This is a genomic window from Thioclava sp. GXIMD4216, from assembly GCF_037949285.1.
Taxonomy (GTDB): domain Bacteria; phylum Pseudomonadota; class Alphaproteobacteria; order Rhodobacterales; family Rhodobacteraceae; genus Thioclava; species Thioclava litoralis.
Window position 1 is genome coordinate 2291587 of sequence record NZ_CP149926.1, and the last position, 23773, is coordinate 2315359.

General features: G+C 62.9%; 20 protein-coding genes. 13 read left to right on the forward strand and 7 right to left on the reverse strand.

The features are described 5' to 3' along the window. Positions 1–63: 63 nt before the first annotated feature. The 4 genes from WDB88_RS11210 to pdeM all read left to right on the forward strand — a co-directional run bounded on the left by WDB88_RS11210 (position 64) and on the right by pdeM (position 6626). Positions 64–726 carry a hypothetical protein gene (locus tag WDB88_RS11210; RefSeq protein WP_339107759.1) on the forward strand — a complete coding sequence of 221 codons (663 nt, stop codon included), beginning with the start codon at positions 64–66 and terminating at the stop codon, positions 724–726. Then, positions 723–3305 carry an HWE histidine kinase domain-containing protein gene (locus tag WDB88_RS11215; protein ID WP_339107760.1) on the forward strand — a complete coding sequence of 861 codons (2583 nt, stop codon included), beginning with the start codon at positions 723–725 and terminating at the stop codon, positions 3303–3305. Before WDB88_RS11210 ends, WDB88_RS11215 begins: the two co-directional genes overlap by 4 nt. A 103-nt stretch (positions 3306–3408) precedes the next feature. Then, entirely contained in the window at positions 3409–5823 is a 2415-nt protein-coding gene (locus WDB88_RS11220) for a ligase-associated DNA damage response DEXH box helicase (protein WP_339107761.1), read from the forward strand. An 8-nt stretch (positions 5824–5831) separates the two neighbouring features. Beyond that, on the forward strand, positions 5832–6626 hold the full coding sequence (pdeM, locus tag WDB88_RS11225; RefSeq protein WP_339107762.1) for a ligase-associated DNA damage response endonuclease PdeM: 795 nt from the start codon (positions 5832–5834) through the stop codon (positions 6624–6626). Between the two features lie 34 nt (positions 6627–6660). Here pdeM and WDB88_RS11230 read toward each other — a convergent pair whose 3' ends face one another. Genes WDB88_RS11230 through WDB88_RS11240 form a run of 3 tightly spaced genes read right to left on the reverse strand, consistent with a single transcriptional unit; the run spans position 6661 to position 9783 of the window. Then, on the reverse strand, positions 6661–7161 hold the full coding sequence (locus WDB88_RS11230; RefSeq protein ID WP_339107763.1) for a DinB family protein: 501 nt from the start codon (positions 7159–7161) through the stop codon (positions 6661–6663). A 40-nt stretch (positions 7162–7201) separates the two neighbouring features. Further along, on the reverse strand, positions 7202–8782 hold the full coding sequence (locus WDB88_RS11235; RefSeq protein ID WP_339107764.1) for a cisplatin damage response ATP-dependent DNA ligase: 1581 nt from the start codon (positions 8780–8782) through the stop codon (positions 7202–7204). Next, positions 8782–9783 (reverse strand): ligase-associated DNA damage response exonuclease, encoded by a 1002-nt coding sequence (locus tag WDB88_RS11240; protein ID WP_339107765.1) that lies wholly within the window; start codon positions 9781–9783, stop codon positions 8782–8784. The genes WDB88_RS11235 and WDB88_RS11240 overlap by 1 nt, the downstream gene beginning before the upstream one ends. A gap of 153 nt (positions 9784–9936) precedes the next feature. Between WDB88_RS11240 and WDB88_RS11245 the strand changes: the two genes are divergently transcribed. The 8 genes from WDB88_RS11245 to WDB88_RS11280 all read left to right on the forward strand — a co-directional run bounded on the left by WDB88_RS11245 (position 9937) and on the right by WDB88_RS11280 (position 18741). Then, the gene (locus tag WDB88_RS11245; RefSeq protein WP_339107766.1) at positions 9937–12003 is read left to right on the forward strand and encodes a PAS domain-containing methyl-accepting chemotaxis protein; all 2067 of its coding nucleotides are present in this window, start codon (positions 9937–9939) and stop codon (positions 12001–12003) included. A gap of 293 nt (positions 12004–12296) precedes the next feature. Then, on the forward strand, positions 12297–13199 hold the full coding sequence (locus WDB88_RS11250) for an SPOR domain-containing protein (protein WP_339107767.1): 903 nt from the start codon (positions 12297–12299) through the stop codon (positions 13197–13199). Positions 13200–13211: 12 nt separating this feature from the next. After that, a complete protein-coding gene (locus tag WDB88_RS11255) occupies positions 13212–14390 on the forward strand; it encodes a D-alanyl-D-alanine carboxypeptidase family protein (RefSeq protein WP_339109527.1) in 1179 nt (392 codons plus the stop codon). Between the two features lie 9 nt (positions 14391–14399). Further along, positions 14400–15029 (forward strand): dTMP kinase, encoded by a 630-nt coding sequence (gene tmk, locus WDB88_RS11260; protein ID WP_339107768.1) that lies wholly within the window; start codon positions 14400–14402, stop codon positions 15027–15029. Continuing rightward, positions 15029–16156: a DNA polymerase III subunit delta' gene (locus tag WDB88_RS11265; protein ID WP_339107769.1), complete on the forward strand. Its 1128-nt coding sequence runs from the start codon at positions 15029–15031 to the stop codon at positions 16154–16156. Before tmk ends, WDB88_RS11265 begins: the two co-directional genes overlap by 1 nt. A gap of 22 nt (positions 16157–16178) precedes the next feature. Then, positions 16179–16991, forward strand: a complete 813-nt coding sequence (locus tag WDB88_RS11270) for a TatD family hydrolase (RefSeq protein WP_339107770.1) — start codon at positions 16179–16181, stop codon at positions 16989–16991. Then, complete coding sequence (locus WDB88_RS11275) at positions 16988–17797, forward strand: MBL fold metallo-hydrolase (RefSeq protein ID WP_339107771.1); 810 nt, start codon at positions 16988–16990, stop codon at positions 17795–17797. The genes WDB88_RS11270 and WDB88_RS11275 overlap by 4 nt, the downstream gene beginning before the upstream one ends. Then, a complete protein-coding gene (locus WDB88_RS11280; protein WP_339107772.1) occupies positions 17794–18741 on the forward strand; it encodes an AEC family transporter in 948 nt (315 codons plus the stop codon). The genes WDB88_RS11275 and WDB88_RS11280 overlap by 4 nt, the downstream gene beginning before the upstream one ends. A gap of 8 nt (positions 18742–18749) precedes the next feature. Here WDB88_RS11280 and map read toward each other — a convergent pair whose 3' ends face one another. Then, complete coding sequence (gene map, locus WDB88_RS11285; protein ID WP_339107773.1) at positions 18750–19499, reverse strand: type I methionyl aminopeptidase; 750 nt, start codon at positions 19497–19499, stop codon at positions 18750–18752. Between the two features lie 102 nt (positions 19500–19601). Between map and WDB88_RS11290 the strand changes: the two genes are divergently transcribed. Next, positions 19602–20012: an NADPH-dependent FMN reductase gene (locus WDB88_RS11290; RefSeq protein WP_339109528.1), complete on the forward strand. Its 411-nt coding sequence runs from the start codon at positions 19602–19604 to the stop codon at positions 20010–20012. A gap of 56 nt (positions 20013–20068) precedes the next feature. On the opposite strand, the gene WDB88_RS11295 is transcribed toward WDB88_RS11290, so the two are convergent. The 3 genes from WDB88_RS11295 to WDB88_RS11305 form a co-directional block, all read right to left on the reverse strand. Continuing rightward, positions 20069–20923, reverse strand: a complete 855-nt coding sequence (locus WDB88_RS11295; RefSeq protein ID WP_339107774.1) for an ABC transporter permease — start codon at positions 20921–20923, stop codon at positions 20069–20071. Positions 20924–20928: 5 nt separating this feature from the next. Then, on the reverse strand, positions 20929–22491 hold the full coding sequence (locus WDB88_RS11300; RefSeq protein ID WP_339107775.1) for an ABC transporter permease: 1563 nt from the start codon (positions 22489–22491) through the stop codon (positions 20929–20931). Positions 22492–22597: 106 nt separating this feature from the next. Beyond that, the gene (locus tag WDB88_RS11305; RefSeq protein WP_339107776.1) at positions 22598–23710 is read right to left on the reverse strand and encodes an extracellular solute-binding protein; all 1113 of its coding nucleotides are present in this window, start codon (positions 23708–23710) and stop codon (positions 22598–22600) included. Positions 23711–23773: the final 63 nt, after the last annotated feature.

Sequence of the window (23773 nt, forward strand, 5' to 3'; positions counted from 1 at the left end):
CTTTATAAGTTTCGCTATACCCGCGCGTAACAAGTTCACTCTTACTGCGAAAGCATGTTGCCATTGACCCATTCCCCCGCCGCGCCAGAGACGGCCAGTTCCGGTGCACAAACCCTGCGCGATGCCCTGCGGCAGCGTCTTACACCTGCCCATGATGCCTTGGACCGCGCGTTCTCGGCGCTCGATCTCGGGATCGATGCCGATTATGCGGTCTTCCTGCGCGCGCATCGTCAGGCTCTGGGCCGGATGCAGGCCGCAACCGATACGGATCCTGCACCGGAGCAAATGGCGGGCTCGGCGCTGATCCGCAGGCTGCTGGCGGCGCTGGAGGCCGATCTGGCGCCTTTCACGGGTCATGCCCTTTGTGGCGACGCGCCTCAAAGCCAGAACACGGCCCCGCTGCGCCTGCATCCGCTGGCCCGAGACTATGTGCTATTCGGGTCGCGGCTGGGCACACAGGTGCTGGCCCGCCGCCGTCGCGAGGCCCTTGTACAACAGGGCCGCGACGCGGTGCCAAGCCAGTATCTGGAACATGTTTTCGACCCCCGTCTTTGGCAAAACTACGTTCATCAAACGTCTCAAATTTCGGTAGAAAATCCTCAAACCGAGAGTATTATCGCAGATGCCGAACAGTGCTTCGAATGGTTCGCCCTTGCCCTGTCTCAGCATCTCTCGTCCCCTGCTGCACCGATGCATCCCCATCGGGCAGAGAAAGCACCTTTATGACCCAGATGCCGGACTATTCCGCCTTGACCCAAACGGATCTTACAAATTGCGACCGCGAACCGATCCACCAGCTCGGGCGCGTCCAAAGCTGGGCCTGCCTGATTGCGCTGAGCCATGACTGGATCGTGCAGCATCATTCGGCCAATGCCGCGCGCATGCTGGGCCTTGCTGCCGAAGACCTGCTGGGGCTGCCGCTGGCCGATCTGCTGCCGGTGCAGACCAAGCAACTGATCCGTGCCCATCTGACGCGGCTCAGCCTCGACCAGCAAACGGTGCGTCTTTTCGGCTTGGAAATCGGGCGGCGCGGTGTGCTTTTTGACGTAGCGGCCCATGCCTATAAGCATGGGTTCATTCTGGAATTCGAAATCAAGAAAAGCCACAACCATGCCAGTGATCTGGCCGTGGTGCAGCCGCTGATCCAGAAGCTGTCGACGATGCGCGATGTGCCGCAGATGGCGAGTTCTGCCGCCGAAAGCCTGCGTCGCCTGACGGGGTTTGCGCGGGTGATGGTCTACCAGTTCTCGCCCGATGGCTCCGGCAAGGTGATCGCCGAGGCGCTTGCCCCCGGCATGAGTGGCTATCTGGGGCTGCGCTTTCCGGGGTCCGACATCCCCAAACAGGCGCGCGCCCTTTATAAACGCTCGCTTCTACGGCTGATCGGCAATGTCGATGATGCGGGCTCCGAGATCTTACCGGCGCAAAACCCGATGGGGGAGCCACTGGACCTGTCGCTTTCCGTATCGCGCTCGGTTTCGCCGATCCATCTGGAATATCTGCGCAATATGGGCGTTCAGGCCTCGATGTCGGTGTCCATCCTCAATCAGGGGGAATTGTGGGGGCTGATTGCCTGCCACCATCCCGAACCGCTGATCATGGATTACGAAAAGCGCACCTCGGTCGAACTTTTCGGCCAGCTTTTCGCCTACGAGCTGGCCCGCGCCGAGACGATGATCGAAAATGAATCGGCCCTGCGCGCGCAAGAGACCCATAACCGGATCATGGCGCTGGTTTCGGCCACCAGCGAGTGGGCCGAGAATTTCAGCGATATCGCCCGCCAGATCGAGGATCTGATCCAGTTCGACGGGATCGCGCTTTACAGTGACGGCAAGCTGCTGACACAGGGCACCACCCCGACCGAAGAACAGTTCTACCGCCTTGCACGCTATCTCAACACCGCTTCGGGATCGCGGGTCTATGCGACCGACCATCTGTCCAAAGGCTTTCCCGAGGCCGCGACCTATCAGGAAGACTGCGCCGGCCTGCTGGCGCTGCCGATCTCGCGCCGTCCGCGCGACTATCTGGTGCTGTTCCGCCGCGAGATCGCGAAATCGGTGACATGGGCGGGCAACCCCGAGAAACCGGTCGAGCATGGTCCCAATGGCGACCGCCTGAGCCCGCGCAAATCTTTCGAGGCGTGGCGCGAGGAGGTGCATGGCCACTGTGCGCCTTGGGCGGCGGGCGAGTTGCGGGCCGCCGAGGCCCTGCGCGGCACCTTGCTGGAAGTGGTGCTCAAGCTGACCGATCAGGCCGAGAAAGAGCGCAAACAGGCGCAGGAACGGCAGGCATTGCTGATTTCCGAGCTGAACCACCGTGTGCGCAATATCCTCAATCTCATCCGCTCGATCATGAAACAGTCCAGCAGCGGCGCCGAGACATTGAGCGAATTCACCGTGGCACTGGACGGGCGCATCAACGCGCTGGCGCGCGCCCATGACCAGCTGACCCGCGACCAGTTCGCGCCGATCCCGCTGGCCGAGCTGATCGAGGTCGAGGCCAATGCCTTCGGGCTGGGCAACAAGAGCCGTCTGGATTTCACGGGCCAGAATATCGTCATCACGGCAGAGGCGTTCACGCCCTTGGCGCTGGTCTTCCACGAACTGGTGACCAATTCGGTGAAATACGGGGCCCTGCATGCGCCCAGCGGACGGGTCGAGATCGGCATTACCGAAGAGCCCGATGGCACATGGACGATCGACTGGCACGAGCGGGGCGGACCGGTGGTGCGTGCACCCACGCGTCGCGGCTTCGGCTCGACCGTGATCGAGAAGACCATCCCGCATGAGCTGAAAGGCGCCGCCGAGGTGCGTTACAACTCGGCCGGCGTCGAGGCGCGCTTCTCATTACCGGCCAATATTGTTATCACTCATCGCCCGTTTGATGGAAATCCAGAGATCAATATGCAAGACGAAACCTCTCCTGCCAGTGGCGAACCTTGGGTTGGTGGTCCGGCTCTTGTGCTGGAAGATACGATGATCGTTGCGCTGGATCTGGCAGGAATGCTGGAGGACATGGGCGCGGACGAGGTGCGCACGGCGGCCTCCGTAGCCGAGGCGCTGTCGATCCTGAAGGACGGGTTCGTGCCGAAGCTTGCCGTGCTGGATGTCAATCTGGGCGAGGAAACCTCGTTGCCGGTGGCCGAACATCTCGCCGCGCAGGGGGTCCCTATCGTGCTGGCTTCCGGCTATGATGCGAACGAAGCCGGCATTGACGCCTATCCCGAGGCCGAGCTGATGCGCAAACCCTATACCACAGGGGATCTGTCGGATGTGCTGACCAAGATGGGCTTTTTGCGGAACTGACCCTGCCCTTGCCTCCGCCGCTCCCGTGCATGTAACGGCGGGGCGGTGACAGAACCCTGCGGCGCCCTATTGCGCGGGCGCCGGACCACCCTATCTGCTAGGCATGACAGCCCAGATCCCCCCTCCGCCAGAACCGGCCCTGCCCCCCAAGCTGCAACGCTGGTTTACAGATCAGGGCTGGGTGCCCCATCCCCACCAGTTGGAAATGTTGCGCCAGCCGGGCGACACGCTGCTGATCGCGCCCACGGGCGGGGGCAAGACGCTTGCGGGCTTTCTGCCCAGCCTTGCCGATCTGCTAAAGGGCACCAAAGGCGGGCTTCATACGCTTTATGTCTCCCCGCTCAAGGCGCTGAGTGCCGATATCGCGCGGGCGCTGACCGCCCCTGTGACCGGATTGGGGTTGCAGATCCGCATCGAGGACCGCACCGGCGACACCAAGGCCACCACCCGCAGACGGCAGCGCGTGGACCCGCCCGACATCCTGTTGACCACACCGGAATCGCTGGCGCTGCTGCTGTCCTATCCCGAAGCCCCCAAAATTTTCGCCGGTGTGAAACGGGTGATCCTCGACGAGATCCACGCCTTGGCCGAAAGCCGCCGTGGGGACCAGCTTATGCTGGGGCTGGCGCGGCTGCGCGTCCTTTCGCCCGCGCTGACCGTCACCGGCTTGTCGGCCACGGTGGAAGACCCCGAGGGGCTGGCCCGCTTTATGGGCGGGGCGCATATCCTGCAGGCCGATCCCGGACCGCCCCCCGATATTGCCATGCTGGCCACCACCGATCCGCCACCGTGGGCGGGCGGCGGCGGGCGCTATGCGGTGCGCGATGTGATGGCCGCCATTCGCGAGGCCCGCCTGACGCTGGTGTTTCTGAACACCCGCGCGCAGGCCGAGCTGTTCTTTCAGGCGCTCTGGGAGGTCAATGACACCAACGAGCCGATCGGGCTGCATCACGGCTCGCTGGCGCGTGAGGCCCGCCAGAAGGTCGAGGCGGCGATGGTGGCAGGCCGCCTGCGCGCCGTGGTCTGCACCGGCTCGCTGGATCTGGGGCTGGATTGGGGCGATGTCGATCTGGTCATTCAGGTGGGTGCGCCCAAGAATGTCAAACGTCTGGTGCAACGGATCGGGCGGGCCAATCACCGCTATGACACACCCTCGCGCGCGCGTATCGTCGCCGCCAACCGCTTTGAGGAGATCGAATGTGCCGCAGCCCTCGAGGCCGTGCGCGCGCATGATCTGGATGGCGACCCACGCGGCCCCGGCCCTCTGGATGTGCTGTGCCAGCATATCCTGCTGACCGCCTGCGCAGGCCCGTTTTCGGCAGAGGCGCTTTATACCGAAATCCAGCGGGCGGGCCCCTATACCGGTCTCTCGCAAGAGGATTTCGACGCCTGTCTGAACTACTGCGCCACGGGCGGTTACGCGCTGCGGGCCTATGACCGCTGGCAGCGCCTGATGCAGCGGCAGGGGGTGTGGCAGCTGCGCGACCCCCGTGCGGCGCGGGATCTGCGGATGAATATCGGCACCATCGTCGATAGCGAGACCCTGAAGGTGCGGATGAAAGCGCGGCGGGGCGGCGCGCCTTTGGGCGAGGTCGAGGAAGCCTTTGCCGCCACCCTCTCGCCCGGAGATACCTTCCTGATTGGCGGTCAGGTGGTGCGCTATGAGGGGCTGCATGATCTGGTGGTCGAGGTCAGCCCCGCCCGCGGGCGCGACCCGAAGATCGCGGTCTATTCCGGCACCAAGCTGGCCACCTCGACCCAGCTTTCCCACCGCGTCGAGGCGCTGATCGCGGACCCTGCCCGCTGGCAGGCCCTGCCCCCCCATTGCCGCGACTGGCTGGACCGGCAGGGTCGCCTTTCCGGCCTGCCGCAGCCGCGCGTCCTGCTGGTCGAGACCTTCCCCCGCAAGGACCGCCACTATACCTGCATCTACGGCTTTGCGGGGCGCAATGCCCATCAGACGCTGGGCCTTCTGGTCACCAAACGGATGGAGGATCTGGGTCTGGGGCCTTTGGGCTTTACCGCCACCGATTATGCGGTTCTGATCTGGTCGGTCGCTCCGGTGCACCATCCCGCCAGCCTGCTGGAACCTGCGGGACTGCGCATGGGCTTTGCCGACTGGCTGGGGCAGAATGCGGTGATGAAGCGCGCCTTCCGCACGGTGGCCACCATTGCGGGCCTGATCCAGCGCACCCTGCCCGGCGGACGGCGCTCTGGCAAACAGGCGGTTTTCAGCTCGGATATTCTGTATGACACCCTGCGTCGGCACGACCCGCAGCATCTCATGTTAAGGATGACCCAAGACGAAGCGCAGCGGGGGCTTGTGGATTTTGGCCGGATCGAGGACATGTTGCAGGCCCATGAGCGGATCGCCTATCACCCGCTGGCGCATGTGTCCCCCCTGGCCGCGCCACTTCTGCTGGAGGCCGGACGGGTTGCGATCCGTGGCGGTTCGGGCGAAATGCGTCTGATGGAACAGGAAGCCGAGCGGTTGATGAAAGAGGCAGGTCTGACATGACGGACGGGATGTCGAGCATACTCCCCGATTTCGACGAGAAGCTGGTCACGGCGCCCGTGCGCTTTGCGGGCCATAGTTTCATGGTGCTGTCCACAGGGGCGCTTTACTGGCCCGAACGGCGCACCCTGATTTTGGGGGATCTGCATTTCGGCAAGGCCGAGCGCGTGGCGCGGCGGGGCGGCGCGCTGCTGCCCCCTTTCGGGGATCTCGACACTCTGGCCCGCCTTGATGCCACGCTGTTTTTCACCAAACCCGCCTGCGTGGTCTCGCTGGGGGATGCGTTTGACGATGATGAGGCGGGGCGGTCTCTGGCGCGTTCGGTCAAGGCGCGGCTGGCGGCGATTGCCAAGGTCTCTGACTGGATCTGGATCACCGGCAACCATGATCCGGGCCAGCATGACCTGCCCGGAGATATCATGCCCGAGCTGCGCTTCGGCAACCTGACCTTCCGGCACAAGGCCGGACGGGGGCCGGATATCTCGGGGCATTTCCACCCCAAGACCCGTATCGCGGGGCGTGCCGCCCGTGCACTTCTGGTGGGCGAAACCCACATGGTCCTGCCCGCTTTCGGCACCTTCACCGGCGGGTTGGAGATGGACCACCCCGAACTGGCCCGCCTGACCGGCGGCGGCATTGCCTATGCGATGGGGCGCAAGATCCTGCGGGTGCCGATCCCTGCGCTGCCTGCGGATACGGAACCTGCGGATGAGGTGCCTGCGGCGGCGGCCGACACCACCGCCCATCTGCCCGACCCCGACCCCGACCCCGCGCCAGATGCCGAGCGGACAGAAGGCCAGCCCTAACGCGCGCCCCTTTGGCGCGTTCTATCTACAGGCCCTACTCCGGCATGAAGGCCAGATCGGTCACGCCCGAATTGACACCTGCCATCGACAACATGGCATGGATCTGGCCACGGTGATGGGTCTGATGGTTGAAGATATGCGCCAGCACCTGCGCATGCGGTCTGACCATATCGCGCCCCAATGCGCCGGAATACCATGACAGCGTGCCAGAGAACCACGTCTCGTCCAGCCCCTCGACCCAGTCGAAAATCTGCTGGTCAAGTGCCTGACGGTCGCTCTGGAAGAGGTCCCAATCGTGGATCAGGCCGGTGCTTTCGGGAAGGCCCAGCCCCAAGGGCGCCCCCACCCCGAAGCGCGCCAGCCATGTCTGGTCGGCCCAATAGAGATGCGAGAATGTCGCCTCGATCGATTTGAAGAAAGTGCCGAAATCGCGCTGTCTTTCGCGCATGGGCAACTGGTTGGCCGCCGAAATCATCGCGTTGTTCTGCCAGCTATTATAGCGCGCCATACGCAAGGCACTGGTTTTCTCGGACATTGCATTCCCCCCTTTGCTACCGGACCGAAAGGTATCGGCATCAGGGCAGTTGATCCAGCAGCGATTGCAGGCGGTCGGCCTCATGGGCGGGTTTGTCCCAGCGGATGCGGTTGATGCGCGGAAACCGCATCGCCACACCGGATTTATGGCGCGCAGAGCGGTTGAGTCCCTCGAAGGCCACCTCGACCACCAGCTCCGGCACAAGCGAGCGCACGGGGCCGAAGCGTTCACGCGTATGGGTGCGCACAAAACGGTCGAGGCGGCGCAGGTCTTCATCGGTGAAGCCGGAATAGGCTTTGCCGACAGGCACCAGCGGCGCCTCCGGCGCCTCGCCATCCCAAAGCGCGAAGGTGAAATCCGAGTAGAACCCCGACCGCTTGCCATGCCCGCGCTGTGCATAAAGCAGCACCGCATCCACCAGCCGCGCCTCGCGCTTCCATTTGAACCACGGCCCGCGCGGGCGGCCGGCCAGATAGGCGCTGTCCGGACGCTTGAGCATGACCCCCTCGATCACCGCCTCGGGCGGGTTGGCCCGCAATGCCGCCAGCGCCTGCCAGTCCGCGAAAGGCACAAGCGGCGACACATCCAGCCGCGGACCAAGCCCTGCCACGGCCTGCTCCAGCCGTGCGCGACGAGCGGTGAAGGGAAGCGGTCGCAGGTCTTCGCCCTGCCATGTCAGGATGTCATAGGCACGCAGCGCGGCGGGGGCCTCGGCCATCATCTTCTGGCCGGGTGTCTTACGCCCCAGACGTTTCTGGAGATCGGCAAAGGGGGCCACCTGATCGCCGCGCCGGATCAGCAGCTCGCCATCCAGTGCGCCCTCGAAAGCCATCGCCCCGACCAGATCGGGAAAGCTGCCCGAGATATCGTCGCCCGTGCGCGAATACAGCCTGCGGGTGCCGCCTTCGGACACGGCCTGCACGCGGATCCCGTCCCATTTCCATTCGGCCACATAGTCTTCGGGCGCGAATTTCGACAGCTCCTCCTCGGTGACGGGCGTCGACAGCATCACCGGACGGAACGGCGCAAGCGCGGCATGGGCGGGACGCGGCCCACCCTCGATCCAGCCAAACAGCGCGGCATAGGGCGGGGTCAGCCCATGCCAGAGTTCCTCGATCTCCTCGACAGATGGCCCCCCGTCCTGCGCGCCCATCTGCGCCAGTGCCAGCCGCGCCAGCCGTGCCGAAACCCCAACGCGCAGCCCGCCCGTGGCCAGTTTCAGCAGGGCCAGCCGTGCGGGGGCGGCCAGATGGTCCAGCCATTGCGCGATCTGCCGCGCGGCCTGGGGCCTGGACAGCGGCGTCAACGTGCCGACCACCTCGGCCAGAGACAGATCCTCGCAAGTGGCAGGGTCGGGCCAGATCAGGGCGATTGTCTCGGCCAGATCCCCGACAAAATCGTAAGACAGCGCAAACAGCTCGGCATCCACGCGCTCCGCCACCATCTCGCGCAAAAGCGCGGGCTGCACACGGCCCAAAGACAGATCACCGGTCAGCGCGGCCAGCGCATAGCCCCGATCGGGGTCCGGCGTGGCATGGAAATATGCGGCCAGATAGGCCAGTTTCGCATTGCGGCCACCGGTAAAGGCCAGACGTTCCAGAAGCTCGGCAAAGGCGCGCATCACTCGGGTTCCTCGTCATAGCCCAGCAGATGCAGCGGGCGCGCATGCCGCCCCTCCAGCACCGCCCACCGCATCAGCGCCTCCTCGCGCCCATGCGTGATCCAGAGTTCCTGCGGGTCGACCTGCCGGATGGTGCGGGTCACATCGGGCCAGTCGACATGATCGGAGATGACCAGCGGCAATTCCACCCCCCGCCTGCGCGCATGGGCGCGGATCTGCATCCAGCCACTGGCAAAAGCGATCACCGGATCGGCAAAACGCTGCACCCAGGCCGAGCCGAAGGCCGAGGGCGGCGCGATGATGATCGCCCCGTGCAGCGCCCGCGCCTGCGCGGTCTCTATTGTCGCGGGGCGCAGATCCCCCAAGGCAATGCCTTGTGACAGATGGTAGTCACAAAGCGCCTGAAGTGCGCCATGGATATAGACCGGCTCGCTATAGCCTGCCTGCCGCAGCAACATGATGACCCGCTGCGCCTTGCCCAATGCATAGGCCCCGACGATATGGGCCCGCTCGGGAAACCGGCGCACCGAGGCCAGAAGCCGGTTGATCTCGTTCAGCGGGTCGGGGTGACGGAAGACCGGCAGGGCAAAGGTGGCCTCGGTCACGAAGAGGTCGCAGGGCACAGGCTCGAAGGGCGCACAGGCCGGATTGGCCACGCGGGAATAATCCCCCGACACCACCTCGCGCCGCCCGCCTTTCTCGATCACTACCTGCGCCGAGCCCAGCACATGACCGGCCGGCACAAGCCGCAGATCCACCCCGCCAAGGCGAATCGGATCTGTCAGCTTCTGCGTCGCCCTCGCGAAGGTTTCGCCATAGCGAATCCTCATGATATCAAGCGTTTCACCTGTAGCGAGAACCGCCCCGTGGCCCGCTCGCGCGTGATCGGCATGGCCGTGAGTGATCACCGCACGCGGCACCGGACGGTGCGGGTCGATATAGAAATCGCCCGCCGCGCAGTAGATCCCGAATTCTGTTTTAGAAATAAGGGACTTAGCCATTTCCTCTAGGTAAACCTGCAATTTTTCTGCATGTTAAGATCGTAAATCCTGTCTATATTTCCCATGTATATCAATCACATGCTTATCTTACGAAGCAGATTATTAAGTAATTCAGCCTAGTTTGGGTTCCGTAATGATTACGGAGCACCTCCCGTGTTAACCTTCAAAAAACGCCGCGCCGCCGCACCCTCTGACAGCTTTCCCATCGAATGGGCTGTCCTGCAGTCGCAAGCGGTCATCTGCTTTGCGCCCGACGGCACGATCCGTCAGGCCAACCAGATTTTCTGCGATCTGATGGGCTATACGCCCGAGACGCTGATCGGCCAGCATCATCGTATTTTCATGCCCGACAGACAGGCAGACCTGCCTGAATATTCTGCCTTCTGGGAGGCGCTGCGCAATGGCAAAGCGCAGACGCAGGTCTTCGCACGCAAGACACGCGAGGGCGGGTGCGTTTATATCAGCGCCAGCTATACGCCGTTCTATGGCCCTGAAGGCCGTGTCAGCGGTATCATCGAAACGGCCAGCGATGTCACCAAGCAGGAAATGGCCCGCTTGGCGATGACGGGCAAGCTGGATGCGCTGGACAAGTCGAATGCGGTGATCGAATTCACCCCCGAGGGCGAGGTGATTTTTGCCAATGCCGCCTTCTGCAAGGCGATGGGCTATACGGCCCCCGAGCTGGTGGGCCTGCATCATGCAAGCTTCATGCCGGTGGGTAAGGCGGACAGTCCGGCCTATATGCAGTTCTGGGAAGAGCTGCGAGCGGGCAAATTCCAGTCGGGCGAGTTCAAACGCCGCACCAAATCGGGGCGCGATATCTGGCTGAATGCCAGCTACAATCCGGTCACCGATCATCGCGGCAGGGTGCTGCGCGTGGTCAAGATCGCCACGGATATTACCGCCGACAAGGCCCGCACGACGGATGCCGAGGGGCAGATCGCGGCTTTGGGCCGGTCTCAGGCGGTGATCGAATTCACCCCCGAGGGCAAGGTGCTGCGCGCCAATGACCTGTTCCTAGAGGCTCTGGGCTACCGTCTTGACGAGATCACGGGCCAGCATCACCAGATTTTCGTGGCCGAGGCGGAACGGACCAGCCCCGCCTATGCACAGTTCTGGCAGGATCTGGGGGCAGGCAAGTTCCAGCGCGCGGAATATCGCCGGATCTGCAAATCGGGCAAGGAAATCTGGATTCAGGCCACCTATAACCCGATTTTCGATGACGAGGGCAAGGTTGTCAAAGTGGTCAAATTCGCCACGGACGTGACCCTGCGCAAAAACGCGATTGCCGATTTCCAGCGTATCGCCGAGGCAATGAACCGCGGCGATCTGAGCCAGCGGCTGCATGTCGAGGTGCCGCCAGAGCTGGAAAAGCTGCGTGACGATATGAACAACTCGCTCGAGCAGATTTCGTCCCTGATCAGCAGCATCGTCGAAAGCGCGATGACGCTGAATGTCGAGACCTTGAGCCTTACTCAGGCCGGCGACAAGCTGGGCCAGCGCACCGAGGCACAGGCGGCCTCGCTGGAGGAATCGGCGGCGGCCATCAACCAGCTTGCGGCATCGGTCAAAAGTTCGGCCGATGGGGCGCGTCAGGCCGAGAAGTCGGTGGGCAGTGCGCGTGTGCGGGCCGAGAACGGGCGCCAGATCGTGCAGGATACGATCGTCGCGATGAATGCGATTGCCCAAAGCAGTCAGGCCATTTCGCGCATCACCTCGGTGATCGACGACATCGCCTTCCAGACCAATCTTCTGGCACTGAACGCTGGTGTCGAGGCGGCACGGGCGGGCGAGACAGGGCGCGGCTTTGCGGTGGTGGCCTCGGAGGTCCGCGCGCTTGCCCAGCGGTCATCGAAGGCGGCACAGGAAATCGCCGAGCTGATCTCGACCTCCGAGAAACAGGTGACCTCGGGCGTGTCGCTCGTCAACCAGTCGGGCGTGTCCTTGCAGGAAATTCAGGATGTGGTCGTGTTGCTGGATCAGGCCGTGCGCGATATCGCCAATTCGGCAGCCGAGCAATCGATCGGCCTGAACGAGATCCAGACGGCCGTGAACCAGCTTGATCAGGTCACCCAGCAGAACGCCGCAATGTTCGAGGAAGCGTCGGCCACCACCCGCGTCTTGCAGAATATGGCCGAGGCTCTGGCCAGAGAAAGCAGCAAGTTCATTCTGGACGCGCCTGTGGCACAGCAGGTCCCGCAGGAGCGGCTGGCCGGTTAGCGCCACAGAACACCGGTGAGCGCACCGGCTGACACATGGGCGGAAACCTCCGCCACACAGGGCGCGCACCGGCAAGGTTTCGCGCCCTCACGCATTTCTGAGGCCAGACGCCTTGTCAGGCCCCTTTCACGGCACCAGAGGTGCTTTCCTTGCGACGATTTGCCAGTTACAGTTGCGCGACACGACCGGCCCGAAAGAGGCTGGCATCCGAGGCAATGTAATCGCCGCCCCGCGGGGCGCGCTCAGGGCAGATAGGGATATTCCCATCGCGACCCGTCAATGGGAAGGGCAGAATGCACAGACGACGTCTATCTCCGGTGATCCTCATGCTTGGCGCGGGCCTGTCGCTTGCGGCCTGCCAGACCACGGGCCTGCCCTTCGGCAAAAGCAAGACCGAAGACGGTGCCGTGACCGAGCAGACCTCGGCACGGCTGGTCGAGCGTGATGTCGAGGCCCCTCAGGTCTTTTCCGTCGAGGAGCAGGGGCTTTGGGATGGCCGGCCGTCGCTGGGCGGTGTCTGGGTCGCCCATCCGACCGTCAAGGACCCCGAGCGCGTGATCATCCGCAACACCGAAAACGGCAAATTCGTGATTGGCGCGCTGTTCCGCCGCGAACGCGAGAATCCCGGCCCCAAATTGCAGGTGTCCTCGGATGCGGCAGATGCGCTTGGCATGCTGGCCGGTGCGCCCGCCAAGCTTTCGGTGGTGGCGCTGCGCCGTCAGGAAGCCGCGCCCGAAGGGACGGACCCTGCCCCCGAAGCCGAGGTCGTGGCCGCCTCCGACGCGATGACGCCCGAAACCATCACCACCGGCGCCCTGCCCGCACAGACGCCCGCAAAGGCGCCCCCCGCCCCGCAGGGCTCGGGCAAGCCTGCCGCGAAACCGGCAGCCAAGCCCGCCCCCAAAGCGGCCTCCAAACCGCCCGCCGCGCAGGCCGCATCCGTCCAGCCCTCCGCCGCCAAACCAGGCGGTCTGCTGGTGCAGATCGGGATCTTCTCGGTCAAGGCCAATGCCGAAAGCGCAACCGCCAAGCTTGGTAAATCCGGCGTTGTGGCCCAGACCATTGAGGAAAACTGGCAGGGCAAGAAATTCTGGCGCGTTGTGGCTGGTCCCGCCGCGTCCCAATCCGACCGCAACACGTTGCTGACGAAAATCAAGGGGCTGGGCTTTACCGACGCCTTTGCCGTCTCGAAATAAGGAAGAAATATGATGCGTTTCGCGCACCGGTTCGCCGCACTTTGCCTCACGGTGGTGACTGTCCTGCCGTTCACGGCGCCCAAGGCAAAAGCATTCGACACCTCGGCCTCGGCGGCGTGGGTCTATGATGTCTCGACCAAAACCGTCCTGATGGCAAAAAATGCCGATATTCCGCTGCCGCCCGCCTCGATGTCGAAGCTGATGACGCTGGATCTGCTGTTCGAGGCGCTGCGCGACGGGCGGGTGACGATGGACACGACCTTCTCCGTCTCCGACCATGCGCAATCGATGGGCGGCTCGACGATGTTCCTCAACACGATGGACCGTCCGACGGTGGAAGAGCTGATCCACGGGATCATCATCAATTCCGGCAATGATGCCTGTGTGACCGTGGCCGAAGGGCTGGCAGGCTCGGAATCCGCCTTTGCCGAACAGATGACCGAACGCGCCCACCAACTGGGCATGAAGAACTCGATGTTTGCCAATGCCTCGGGCTGGCCCGACCCCGGCCAGCGCATGTCCACCCATGATCTGGGCATCCTCGCGACCCGCATCATCACCGAATTCCCCGAATATTATAAGTTCTTCGGGATGACCGAATTCAATTACAAGGACCGCGCGCCCGCGAATGCGCAAAACCGCAACCCGCTGCTGGAGATCAAGGCCGCTGACTGGACCGCAGATGGCATGAAAACCGGCCATACCCAGGAAGCGGGCTATGGTATCGTGGGATCGGCCCATCTGGGCAACCGCCGCATCGTTTTCGTGCTGGCCGGTATGGATAGCGAAACCGCCCGCCGTCAGGAGGCCGAGGCGGTTGCCAACTGGGCCTTTCGCCAATTCGTTATGAAAACCGTTGTCACCAAGGGCACGCAGGTGGCCCGCGTGCCGGTCTGGCTGGGCGCGCAGAAAGATGTCTCGCTGGTGCCTGCCGAGGATCTCGAACTGCTGGTGCCCGCCACCGCGCAGGATGCGATCAAGGCCGAGGCGCATTACACCACCCCCATCGAAGCGCCGGTCAAGGCCGGAACCAAGCTGGGAGAACTGGCCCTGACCATTCCGGGGATCGACAAGCCGAAGATGGTCGATCTGGTCGCGGGCGAAGATGTGGCCGAAGGGGGTTTCATGATCCGGATAAAAACGGCATTGTCGCGGCTAACCGCGAAGGCCCTTGAGGCCGCTAACAGCTAAGGGATTCTGATGTTCATCAGTTTCGAGGGGATTGACGGGTCGGGCAAATCGACCCAAGCCCGTCTTCTGGCAGAGGCTCTCCGCAAGGAGGGCCTCGATGTCGTTCTGACCCGTGAACCCGGCGGGTCGACCGGGGCCGAGGAAATCCGCGCGCTCGTCCTGCAGGGCGAGCCGGACCGCTGGTCGCCCCATACCGAACTTCTCCTGTTCACCGCCGCGCGGCGCGACCATATGGAGCGGGTGATCACGCCCGCACTGACCGCCGGCAAAGTGGTGATCTGCGACCGTTTCGCCGACAGCACCCGCATGTATCAGGGCCTCTCGCGCGGCGATATCCGCGCTTTGGTGGACCGCCTGCACGATATGATGATCGGACGCGAACCCGATCTGACCTTCCTGATCGACATCGACCCCGCAGTGGGGCTCGCGCGTGCCAAGGGACGGCAGGGCCATGAGGAACGGTTCGAGGATTTCGGGCTGGACCTGCAAAAGAAGATGCGCGCGGGGTTTGTGGATCTGAGCCACCTTTTCCCCGACCGGTTCCGCACGATCAATGGCGGGCGCTCCCCCGAAGAGGTGGCCGCCGATGTGCTGCGCTACACGCAGGACATGGCCGCCGACCTGAAGAAGGCCCCCTGATGGCCCCGAGAGCCGCCAAAACCGAGCCGGGCCTGCCCGATCCCTCCTGCATCGAGGGTGCGCCCCATCCGCGTATGGCCGAGGCGGTCTTTGGCCAGTCGAAGGCCGAGGCCGAGTTTCTTGAGGCCTTCCGTGCAGGGCGCCTGCATCACGGCTGGCTGCTGACCGGCCCGCGCGGCATCGGCAAGGCGACGTTTGCATGGCGCATCGCCAAATTCCTGATGTCGCAGCCCGAGGCAGGCGGCATGTTCGCCCCCGAGCCGCCCGAGACCCTGAATACCGACCCCGACCATGCGGCGGTGCGGCGGATCATGGCAGGGTCCGAACCCGGTGTGTTCGAGCTCAAGCGCGGGCCGAATGCCACCGGATCGGCCCTGTCTCAGGATATCCGCGTGGACCGCGTGCGCGAGATGCGCAGCTTCCTGCATCTATCGGCCAGTGACGGCGGCCCCCGTGTGGTGATCGTGGATTGCGCCGACGAAATGAATGTGCAGGCCGCCAATGCGCTGCTGAAGCTTCTGGAAGAGCCGCCCGAGCGGGTGACCTTCCTGATGATCTCGCATCAGCCTGCGGGGCTTTTGCCGACCATCCGCTCGCGCTGCCGCGAGTTGCGGCTACATGCGCTGGACCCCGAGGCCATGGCGCAGGCGCTGGATCAGGCCGAGGCAATGGACCCCGATGTGGATATGATGGCGCTTTCGGCGCTTTCGGCAGGGTCGGTGGGCGAGGCGATCCGGCTGATCAATCTGGGCGGGCTCGAGACCTATGCCCAGATTGTGGATCTTATGGCCACCCTGCCCCGCCTTGACCGCCCCAAGGCGCTGGCCTTGGCCGAAAGTTTCACCGGCAAGCAGAATGCCGAGCGGTTTGATTTGGCGCTGGGGCTCTTGGATCTGTTCATGGCGCGGCTGGCGCGTGCGGGCGTGATGGGCCCGCCCCATCCCGAAGGGGCGCAGGGCGAGGCCAAGCTGATGGCGCGATTGTCGCCCGACCAGCTGGCAGCGATGAAATGGGCGGCATTGCACCAAGAACTTGGCACCCGCGCGCGTCATGGGCGGGCGGTGAACCTTGACCCTGCCGCGCTGGTGGTCGATATGGTTCTTAAATTAACAGCGGCGGCCGCCTGAGCCGCCCGGAAAGAGAGGCAAAGTGGCCCGCGAGACCGATATTCCGCAAATTACCGACAGCCACTGCCATCTGGATTTCGACAGTTTCGACGAGGACCGCGATCAGGTCATTGCCCGCGCTCTCGAGGCGGGCGTCAGCCGGATGGTGACCATCTGCACGCGGCTGAAAAATGAACCGCAGGTCCGCGCGATTGCCGAGCGCTATGATCAGGTCTTCTATGCGGCAGGCACCCACCCGATGAGCGCCGCCGAAGAGCCGATGGTCTCGGTCGAGGAGCTGGTGGCGCTGGCGCAGCACCCGAAATTCGTGGGGCTTGGCGAGACGGGTCTGGATTACCACTATTCCGCCGATAGCGCCGAGGTGCAGAAGGTCAGCCTGAAGATCCATATCGAGGCGGCGCAGGAAACCCAGTTGCCGCTGATCATCCATGCCCGCAATGCCGATGAGGATATGGCGAAACTCCTTGGCGAGGGCATGGCCCGCAAAGCCTATCCTTGCGTGCTGCATTGTTTTTCCTCGGGGCCGGAACTGGCGAAAGCCGCGCTTGAAATGGGGATCTACCTGTCGATGTCGGGCATTGCGACCTTCCCGAAAAGCCAGGAGATCCGCGATATTTTCGCCACCGCCCCCGTGGACCGCATTCTGGTGGAAACCGACAGCCCCTATCTTGCGCCCAAACCCCATCGCGGCAAGCGCAACGAACCGGCCTACACCGCCCATACCGCCCGTGTGGGTGCCGAGGTCTTCGGCATGGACTACGCCGAGTTTGCAGCGCAGACGCAGAACAACTTCGACACGCTCTTTGCCAAGGCCGCCAGTTGGAGGGCCAAATGACCCTGCGCTTCACGATCCTTGGCTGTGGTTCCTCGGGCGGCGTGCCGCGGCTTGGCGGGCATTGGGGGGAATGTGACCCCGCAAACCCCAAGAACGCCCGCCGCCGATGTTCGATGCTGGTCGAACGTCTGGGCGCGGCAGGCACCACCCGCGTGCTGATCGACACCGGCCCCGATATGCGCGCGCAGCTGCTGGATGCGGGCGTGGGCGAATTGGATGCGGTGGTCTATACACATTCGCATGCCGACCATATCCACGGGCTCGATGACCTGCGCCAGATCGTGTTCAACATGGGCCAGCGTCTGCCGGTCTTTGCCGACCCCGAGACCGCTGGCCGTCTGGTCAAGGCCTTCGACTATGCTTTTGTCCAGCCCGAGGACAGCAATTACAAACCGATCTGCGAGCTGACCGAGATCGACGGCCCCTTCATCATCGATGGCGCGGGCGGGCAGTTGCCGTTCACCCCTTTCGAGGTGGATCACGGCAATATCAAGGCTTTGGGCTTCCGTATCGGCGGGCCGCAGGGCGGTCTGGCCTATCTGCCCGATGTGTCGGATATTCCGCCTCTGGCTTGGCCCTATCTGCAAAACCTCGATATCTGGGTGCTGGACGGGCTGCGTCGCAAGCCGCATCCGACCCATGCCCATCTGGCGCTTGCGCTGGAATGGATGGAGCGCGCGGGCAACCGCCACGGCGTGATCACCAATATGCATATCGACCTCGATTATGACGCGGTGATGCGCGAGACCCCCGATCATGTGGTCCCCGCCTATGATGGCATGGTGCTGGAGCTGCCCGACGCATGAGCGCATTGATCGACGTCATCCTACCTGTCTTCCTGATCGTCGGTCTTGGCTATCTTGCCACTTGGAAAGGCCTGTTTTCGGAGACAGCGGTTGACGGGCTGATGCGCTTTGCGCAGAATTTCGCGGTGCCGGTGCTGCTGGCGCGGTCGATTGCGAAACTGGATCTGGGCGCAAGCTTCGACTGGCGGCTGATGGTCAGCTTTTACGCGGGCGCTCTGCTGGCCTTCGGGGTCGGCATTCTGGGCGCGCGCCTGATGGGCCGCCATCCCGACGAGGCGATCGCCATCGGTTTCTGCTGCCTGTTTTCCAACTCGCTGCTGCTGGGCATCCCGATCACCGAGCGCGCCTATGGCACCGAGGCGCTGGCGGGCAATTTCGCGATCATCTCGATCCATTCGCCCTTCCTCTATACGGTAGGCATTCTGGCGATGGAGGCCACGCGCTCGGCAGGTCAGGGCATCAGCCTTGCGCGGGTGGGGATCAATGCGCTGAAAGGCGTGCTGCGAACGCCTCTGGTGATCGGCATCCTTTGCGGGCTGCTGATCAAGCTGGGGCAGTTCGTCACCGGCCAGCCGCTGCCGCATCCGATCTGGGCCGCGATGGATATGATGGCGGGGGCGGCGATTCCGGCGGCGCTTTTCGGGCTGGGCGGCGTGCTGGTGCGCTATCGCCCGGAAGGGGACAGCCGCGCGATCACGATGGTCTGCGTGCTGTCGTTGCTTGTGCATCCGGGACTTGCCTATGTGCTGGCGCGGTTCGGCTTTGGCCTGAACATGGACCAGCTGCGTTCGGTCACGATGACAGCGGCGATGGCGCCGGGGGTCAATGCCTATCTCTTCGCCAATATCTATGGGGTGGGCAAACGGGTGGCGGCTTCGGCGGTGCTGGTGGGCACGGCACTTTCGACCCTGACCATATGGACGTGGATCGCCTTCCTGCCTTAATCGGGACTTCAGTCGGGAATCGTGACGATGATCACGCCCTTCTCGGTCGCCACCACGGTATGTTCATATTGCACGGTGGGGGCCGAGGGCTCGGCATAAAGCGTCCAGCCGTCTTCCTCGGTATCGGCCCATTCGCCGCCCATCGACAGGAAGGGCTCGACCGTCAGCACCAGCCCCTTCTCGATCACGCGCTTGTCGCGTTTCTCGGTCCATGTCGGGATTTCCTCTGGGTATTCATGCAGCGAATTGCCCACCCCGTGGCTGGCCAGATTGCGGATCAGCGTATAGCCGCGCGGCTTGGCAAAGCGCTCGATCGCCATGCCGATGCCGTTCAGGGGCTTGCCCGCCGCGACCTGTTTCACGCCGATCTGCATGGCCTTCTTCCCGTCGCGGCACAGCTGGTCCAGCACGGAGCGCATCTGCCCCACCCCGAAACTTGCACCATTATCGGCGAAATAGCCATTTTTGCTGGCCGAAACATCGATATTGACCAGATCGCCCGCGCGGATCACCCGACCCGACGGAATGCCATGCGCCACTTCCTCATTGACCGAAATGCAGGTGGCGCCGGGAAACTGGTAGACCGCCTCGGGGGCCGAGACCGCGCCCGCCGCCTCCAGCATGGCACGCCCGATGTCATCCAGCTCCAGCGTCGTCATCCCCGGCTCGACCGCGCGGGCCATCCCCTGCAGCACATTGGCGCAGATCCGGCCGATCTCTTTCAGCCCGTCTAGCTCGGCTTCACTGGTCACAATCATATCGGGCTCCGTCTAACGTGCCTTGGCTTATCAAACCGCCACCTGATGGACAATAAACCCTTGCGGTAGAATCTACCGCAGACACGCGTTATCTGTGACCGGCTGAGGGATCTTCCGGTGTTTTCGCCAGATCAGGAGAGCGATCCCCCTGAACCGGTTGTGACTCTGGCCGGGATGATCAGAAAAAGCGACGGACTGATTATCGCGAGCCCCGAATATGTGCGCTCTATTCCGGGTGGCTTGAAAAACGCCATCGACTGGCTGGTCTCGCGCGAGGAGCTTATTCACAAGCCTATCGCCGTAATGCATGCCTCCCATCGTGGCGATGATATGCTGGCGCAGCCCCGGCTGGTGCTGGCAACGGTCAGTTCCGGATTTCTGCCCGAGGTGTTCTTGCAGCTTGAGTTGCTGCACATCCTGCAACCGGCGATTGAAACTCACCTGTCACAAGATAAGCAGCGCCATGACATGGAAAGCTACTTGAACCGGTTTTCCGCAGCTATTGAAACATAAAAAGGCCCGCGCAACGCACGGACCTTCTGGTTCATTTAAGCTTTCGTCTTGCCCGTTTAGCGCGGGGTGACACCGCGCAGACGTTCATTCCGGCGGCGCAGCAGCTCTACCGCTGCCAGCAGCGCGATAGAGAACACCACAAGGATCGTGGCCACCGCCAGAATGGTGGGCGAGATCTGTTCGCGCAGGCCGATGAACATCTGCCACGGCAGGGTCTTTTGCGAGGCCGAACCCACAAACAGCACCACCACCACCTCATCGAAGGAGGTGATAAAGGCGAAAAGCGCGCCCGAGATCACCCCCGGCAGGATCAGCGGCATCTGCACCTTGAAGAAGGTGCGCACCGGCCCTGCGCCCATATTCGCCGCAGCACGGGTCAGCGAGCGGTCAAAGCCCACCAGCGTGGCCGTCACGGTGATGATGACGAAGGGGATGCCCAGAGCGGCATGGGCCAGCACCACACCGATATAGGTGCCCTGCAAGCCGACGCGGGAGTAGAAGAAATACATCCCCGCCGCCGAGATGATCAGCGGCACGATCATCGGCGAGATCAGGATCGCCATGATCGCACGCTTGAAGGGCACATGGCTCTGGCTGAGGCCGATGGCCGCCAGCGTCCCCAAAGACACCGAGATCAGCGTCGCCACCGGTGCGATCGTGACCGAGTTTTTCAGCGCCTGCTGCCAGTCGGGATTGGTGAAGAAATCCACATAATGCTTGAGCGAATAGGCATCGGGGTCCAGTGCCAGCATACCCGGCGTGAAGGTAAAGAAGTTCTCGGCGTTGAAGGAAAGCGGAATGATCGTGATGATCGGTGCGATCAGGAAGAAGAAGATCAGGCCACACAGAACACGGAACGTATAGAACCAGATCCGCTGGCCGGTGGAGGCATAGGGGGGAAGTGCGCTCATGTCTCTTATCCCAGTTTCACGTTATCGATGCCGACGATTTTGTCATAGGCCCAGTAGAGCAGCATGACGGCGGCCAGAAGGATGCTGCCAAGGGCGGCGGCGAGACCCCAGTTCAGCGAGCTGGAGATGTGATAAGCGATGCGGTTCGAGATGAAGATCCCCGAGGTACCCCCCACCAGTTCCGGCGTAATGTAGTAGCCGATGGCAAGGATGAACACGAGAATGGACCCTGCCCCGATGCCCGGCACCGATTGCGGGAAGTAGACCCGCCAGAAGGCCGTCCAGTCGGTCGCGCCCAAGGATTTGGCCGCACGCACATAGGTTGGCGGGATGGTCTGCATCACGGAATACAGTGGCAAGATCATGAAGGGCAGCAGGATATGGGTCATCGCGATGATCGTGCCGGTCTGGTTATTGATCAGCGCCAGCCGCCCGTCTTCCCCGATGATATGCGCCCAGACGAGAATATCATTGATCACCCCCTGATTTTGCAACAGCACCTTCCACGCCGAGGTCCGCACCAGAAGCGAGGTCCAGAAAGGCAGAAGCACAAGGATCATCAACAGGTTCGAGGTGCGCATCGGCAGATTGGCCAGCAGATAGGCCACCGGATAGCCCAGCAGGATACAGCTGACCGTAATCGCCAGCGACATCACCAGCGTGCGCCAGAACAGCTTCAGATAGACCTGCTGGTCTTCGGGCTGTTTCTCGATGCCATGCGGGGTCAGTTTGTAGTCAATGGCGGTCAGGAAATAGCCGGGAGTGAATTTCGGCGCATAGGCCTTGATGGTGCCCCATACTTCGGGGTCGAGCCAGCCCTTGTCGATGGCCGAAAACTGGTCGCGGATCGAGACGGTCTCGAAGCTGCCCACCGCCGCCTTGGCCTGCGCGAAGATCGGCGCAAGCGTGCCCTCCGGCCCCGGCGCACCGGCGGCCAGATCGCGGTAAAGCGCGGTGAACAGCATATCGACCGGCTTGGTTTTGGCCAGCGTCTTGCCATCCGCCTTCAGCATATGTTCGTAATCTTTCAGCGCGCCTGCGGTTTCGGGCAGCGCATCGGGGGTCTCTTCAAGAACCCCGGCCAGCGTCTCCCATGTGGCGGGGGCCGCCCATGCCGGATCCAGCGCCGTGAACTGCTTGGTGTAGATATCCGTATCGAACCGGTCCACACGGCGGCCCGACTTACGGAACAGCGACGAGATCCCCGTGGTCTCGTAATTCAGCCGCGAGCCAAGACGGGTATGTTCTTTCAGCTCGGAGGCGACATACATATCGTAATAGAAAGCGGCAAAGACCTTTTCGGACGGGGCTTGGCCGCTGCTATAATCCCAATCGTCAAGCGCCTTCACCGTCAGTGGCAGCGTGTCGGACACGATCTCGTTCTCGACCGAACGGAACAGCATATCCGCAATCGGCGCGATAAACGTCACGAGAATGAAAATCAGCAGCGGGGCGATCATTGCCAGCGCCCGCATCTTCTGTGCCCGCAGCGCGCGCGCAAGACTGCGCTTGAGTTCGCGGCTGCCTTCGCCGGAAATCTGGTCGGCGCTTTCGACGGTGTCGCTCATGTCATTGGTCCCTGTCGGTTCAACCGCCTGCCTCTTGAACTGGGCGGGTCGGAAGGCAATCGGGGGCCGGGCGTGCGGCCCCCGGAATGGTCATGATGTCAGGCGCTTACTGCGCGAGCCATGCCTGGAACTTGGCATCCAGATCGTCGCGGTAATCGGCCCACCATTCGTAGTTATACAGAAGGGTGTTTTTCGCATTGGCCGGATCGGTCGGCATATGCGGGGCCATATCGATGCCCAGCGTCGCGTGTTTGCCAACCAGCGGTGCCGAAGAGGCCCGCGCCGGACCGTAGGAGATATAGCTGGCCTCGCGGGCCAGAGCCTCGGTGGTGGTTTCCTTCTTGATGAAGTCCTTCACGCGCGCCAGACGGTCGGCGGGCAGCCCTGCCGGAATGATCCAGCCATCGATATCGAAGACCTGCATATCCCAGAGCATGGCCACCGGCTGATGCTGCTCTTCGATGACCGAGAAGAGACGGCCATTATAGGTGGAGCCCATGAAGACCTCGCCATCGGCCAGAAGCTGCGGCGTATCGGCACCGGCGGACCACCAGACAACATCCTTCTTGATGGTGTCGAGCTTCTTGAAGGCGCGTTCCTGACCTTCATCGGTCTCCAGAACATCGTAGATATCGTCTTTGGCGACGCCGTCACAATACAGCGCCCATTCCATATTGTTGATCGGACGCTTCTCAAGCGCGCGCTTGCCCGGATAGGTTTTGGTGTCGAACAGGGCGCAGATATCGGTCGGCGGATCGGTGCCTTCGGGCACCATATCGGTCCGGTACCCGACGGTGGTCGAATAGACGATCTGCGGAATGAAGCAGTCCGACACCATCAGATCCCCGAAATCATCCTCGGCGCTGGAGCCGTCCGCCCCTTTGACAAGATCGGTCTCGGGGTCGATCTCGGCGGCCAGCCCTTCATCGCACAGCCGGATCGCGTCGGAGGCCACGACATCGACCAGATCCCAGGTCACGTTACCGGCTTCGTTCATTGCGCGCAGCTTGGCCACGGCCTCATTGGAGGATTCATCCCAATGGGCGGTCAAACCGGGATTTTCGGCGAGATAGGGCTCAACATAGGCTTTGTTCTGGCTGTTCTGGTAGGCCCCGCCCCAAGACACGATCGTCATGGAATTGGCCATCTCCTCTGCAGAGAGCGGCGCGGCAAACAGAGCCGCGGCGGTACTCGCCAGAAGGGCTTTCTTGAAAGTCATGTAGTCTCTCCCGTTGAAAAAGGTCAGGTGTTCCCGTCGTCCCTAGACGGTCCACAGGCAGAT

Coding starts and splice junctions, on each gene's coding strand:
- tmk (WP_339107768.1), top strand. CDS start 14,400: ATGTTCATCAGTTTCGAGGGGATTGACGGGTCGGGCAAATCGACCCAA.
- WDB88_RS11215 (WP_339107760.1), top strand. CDS start 723: ATGACCCAGATGCCGGACTATTCCGCCTTGACCCAAACGGATCTTACA.
- WDB88_RS11275 (WP_339107771.1), top strand. CDS start 16,988: ATGACCCTGCGCTTCACGATCCTTGGCTGTGGTTCCTCGGGCGGCGTG.
- WDB88_RS11250 (WP_339107767.1), top strand. CDS start 12,297: ATGCACAGACGACGTCTATCTCCGGTGATCCTCATGCTTGGCGCGGGC.
- WDB88_RS11235 (WP_339107764.1), bottom strand. CDS start 8,782: ATGCGCGCCTTTGCCGAGCTTCTGGAACGTCTGGCCTTTACCGGTGGC.
- WDB88_RS11295 (WP_339107774.1), bottom strand. CDS start 20,923: ATGAGCGCACTTCCCCCCTATGCCTCCACCGGCCAGCGGATCTGGTTC.
- WDB88_RS11230 (WP_339107763.1), bottom strand. CDS start 7,161: ATGTCCGAGAAAACCAGTGCCTTGCGTATGGCGCGCTATAATAGCTGG.
- WDB88_RS11220 (WP_339107761.1), top strand. CDS start 3,409: ATGACAGCCCAGATCCCCCCTCCGCCAGAACCGGCCCTGCCCCCCAAG.
- WDB88_RS11240 (WP_339107765.1), bottom strand. CDS start 9,783: ATGGCTAAGTCCCTTATTTCTAAAACAGAATTCGGGATCTACTGCGCG.
- WDB88_RS11265 (WP_339107769.1), top strand. CDS start 15,029: ATGGCCCCGAGAGCCGCCAAAACCGAGCCGGGCCTGCCCGATCCCTCC.
- WDB88_RS11300 (WP_339107775.1), bottom strand. CDS start 22,491: ATGAGCGACACCGTCGAAAGCGCCGACCAGATTTCCGGCGAAGGCAGC.
- pdeM (WP_339107762.1), top strand. CDS start 5,832: ATGTCGAGCATACTCCCCGATTTCGACGAGAAGCTGGTCACGGCGCCC.
- WDB88_RS11305 (WP_339107776.1), bottom strand. CDS start 23,710: ATGACTTTCAAGAAAGCCCTTCTGGCGAGTACCGCCGCGGCTCTGTTT.
- WDB88_RS11280 (WP_339107772.1), top strand. CDS start 17,794: ATGAGCGCATTGATCGACGTCATCCTACCTGTCTTCCTGATCGTCGGT.
- map (WP_339107773.1), bottom strand. CDS start 19,499: ATGATTGTGACCAGTGAAGCCGAGCTAGACGGGCTGAAAGAGATCGGC.
- WDB88_RS11255 (WP_339109527.1), top strand. CDS start 13,212: ATGCGTTTCGCGCACCGGTTCGCCGCACTTTGCCTCACGGTGGTGACT.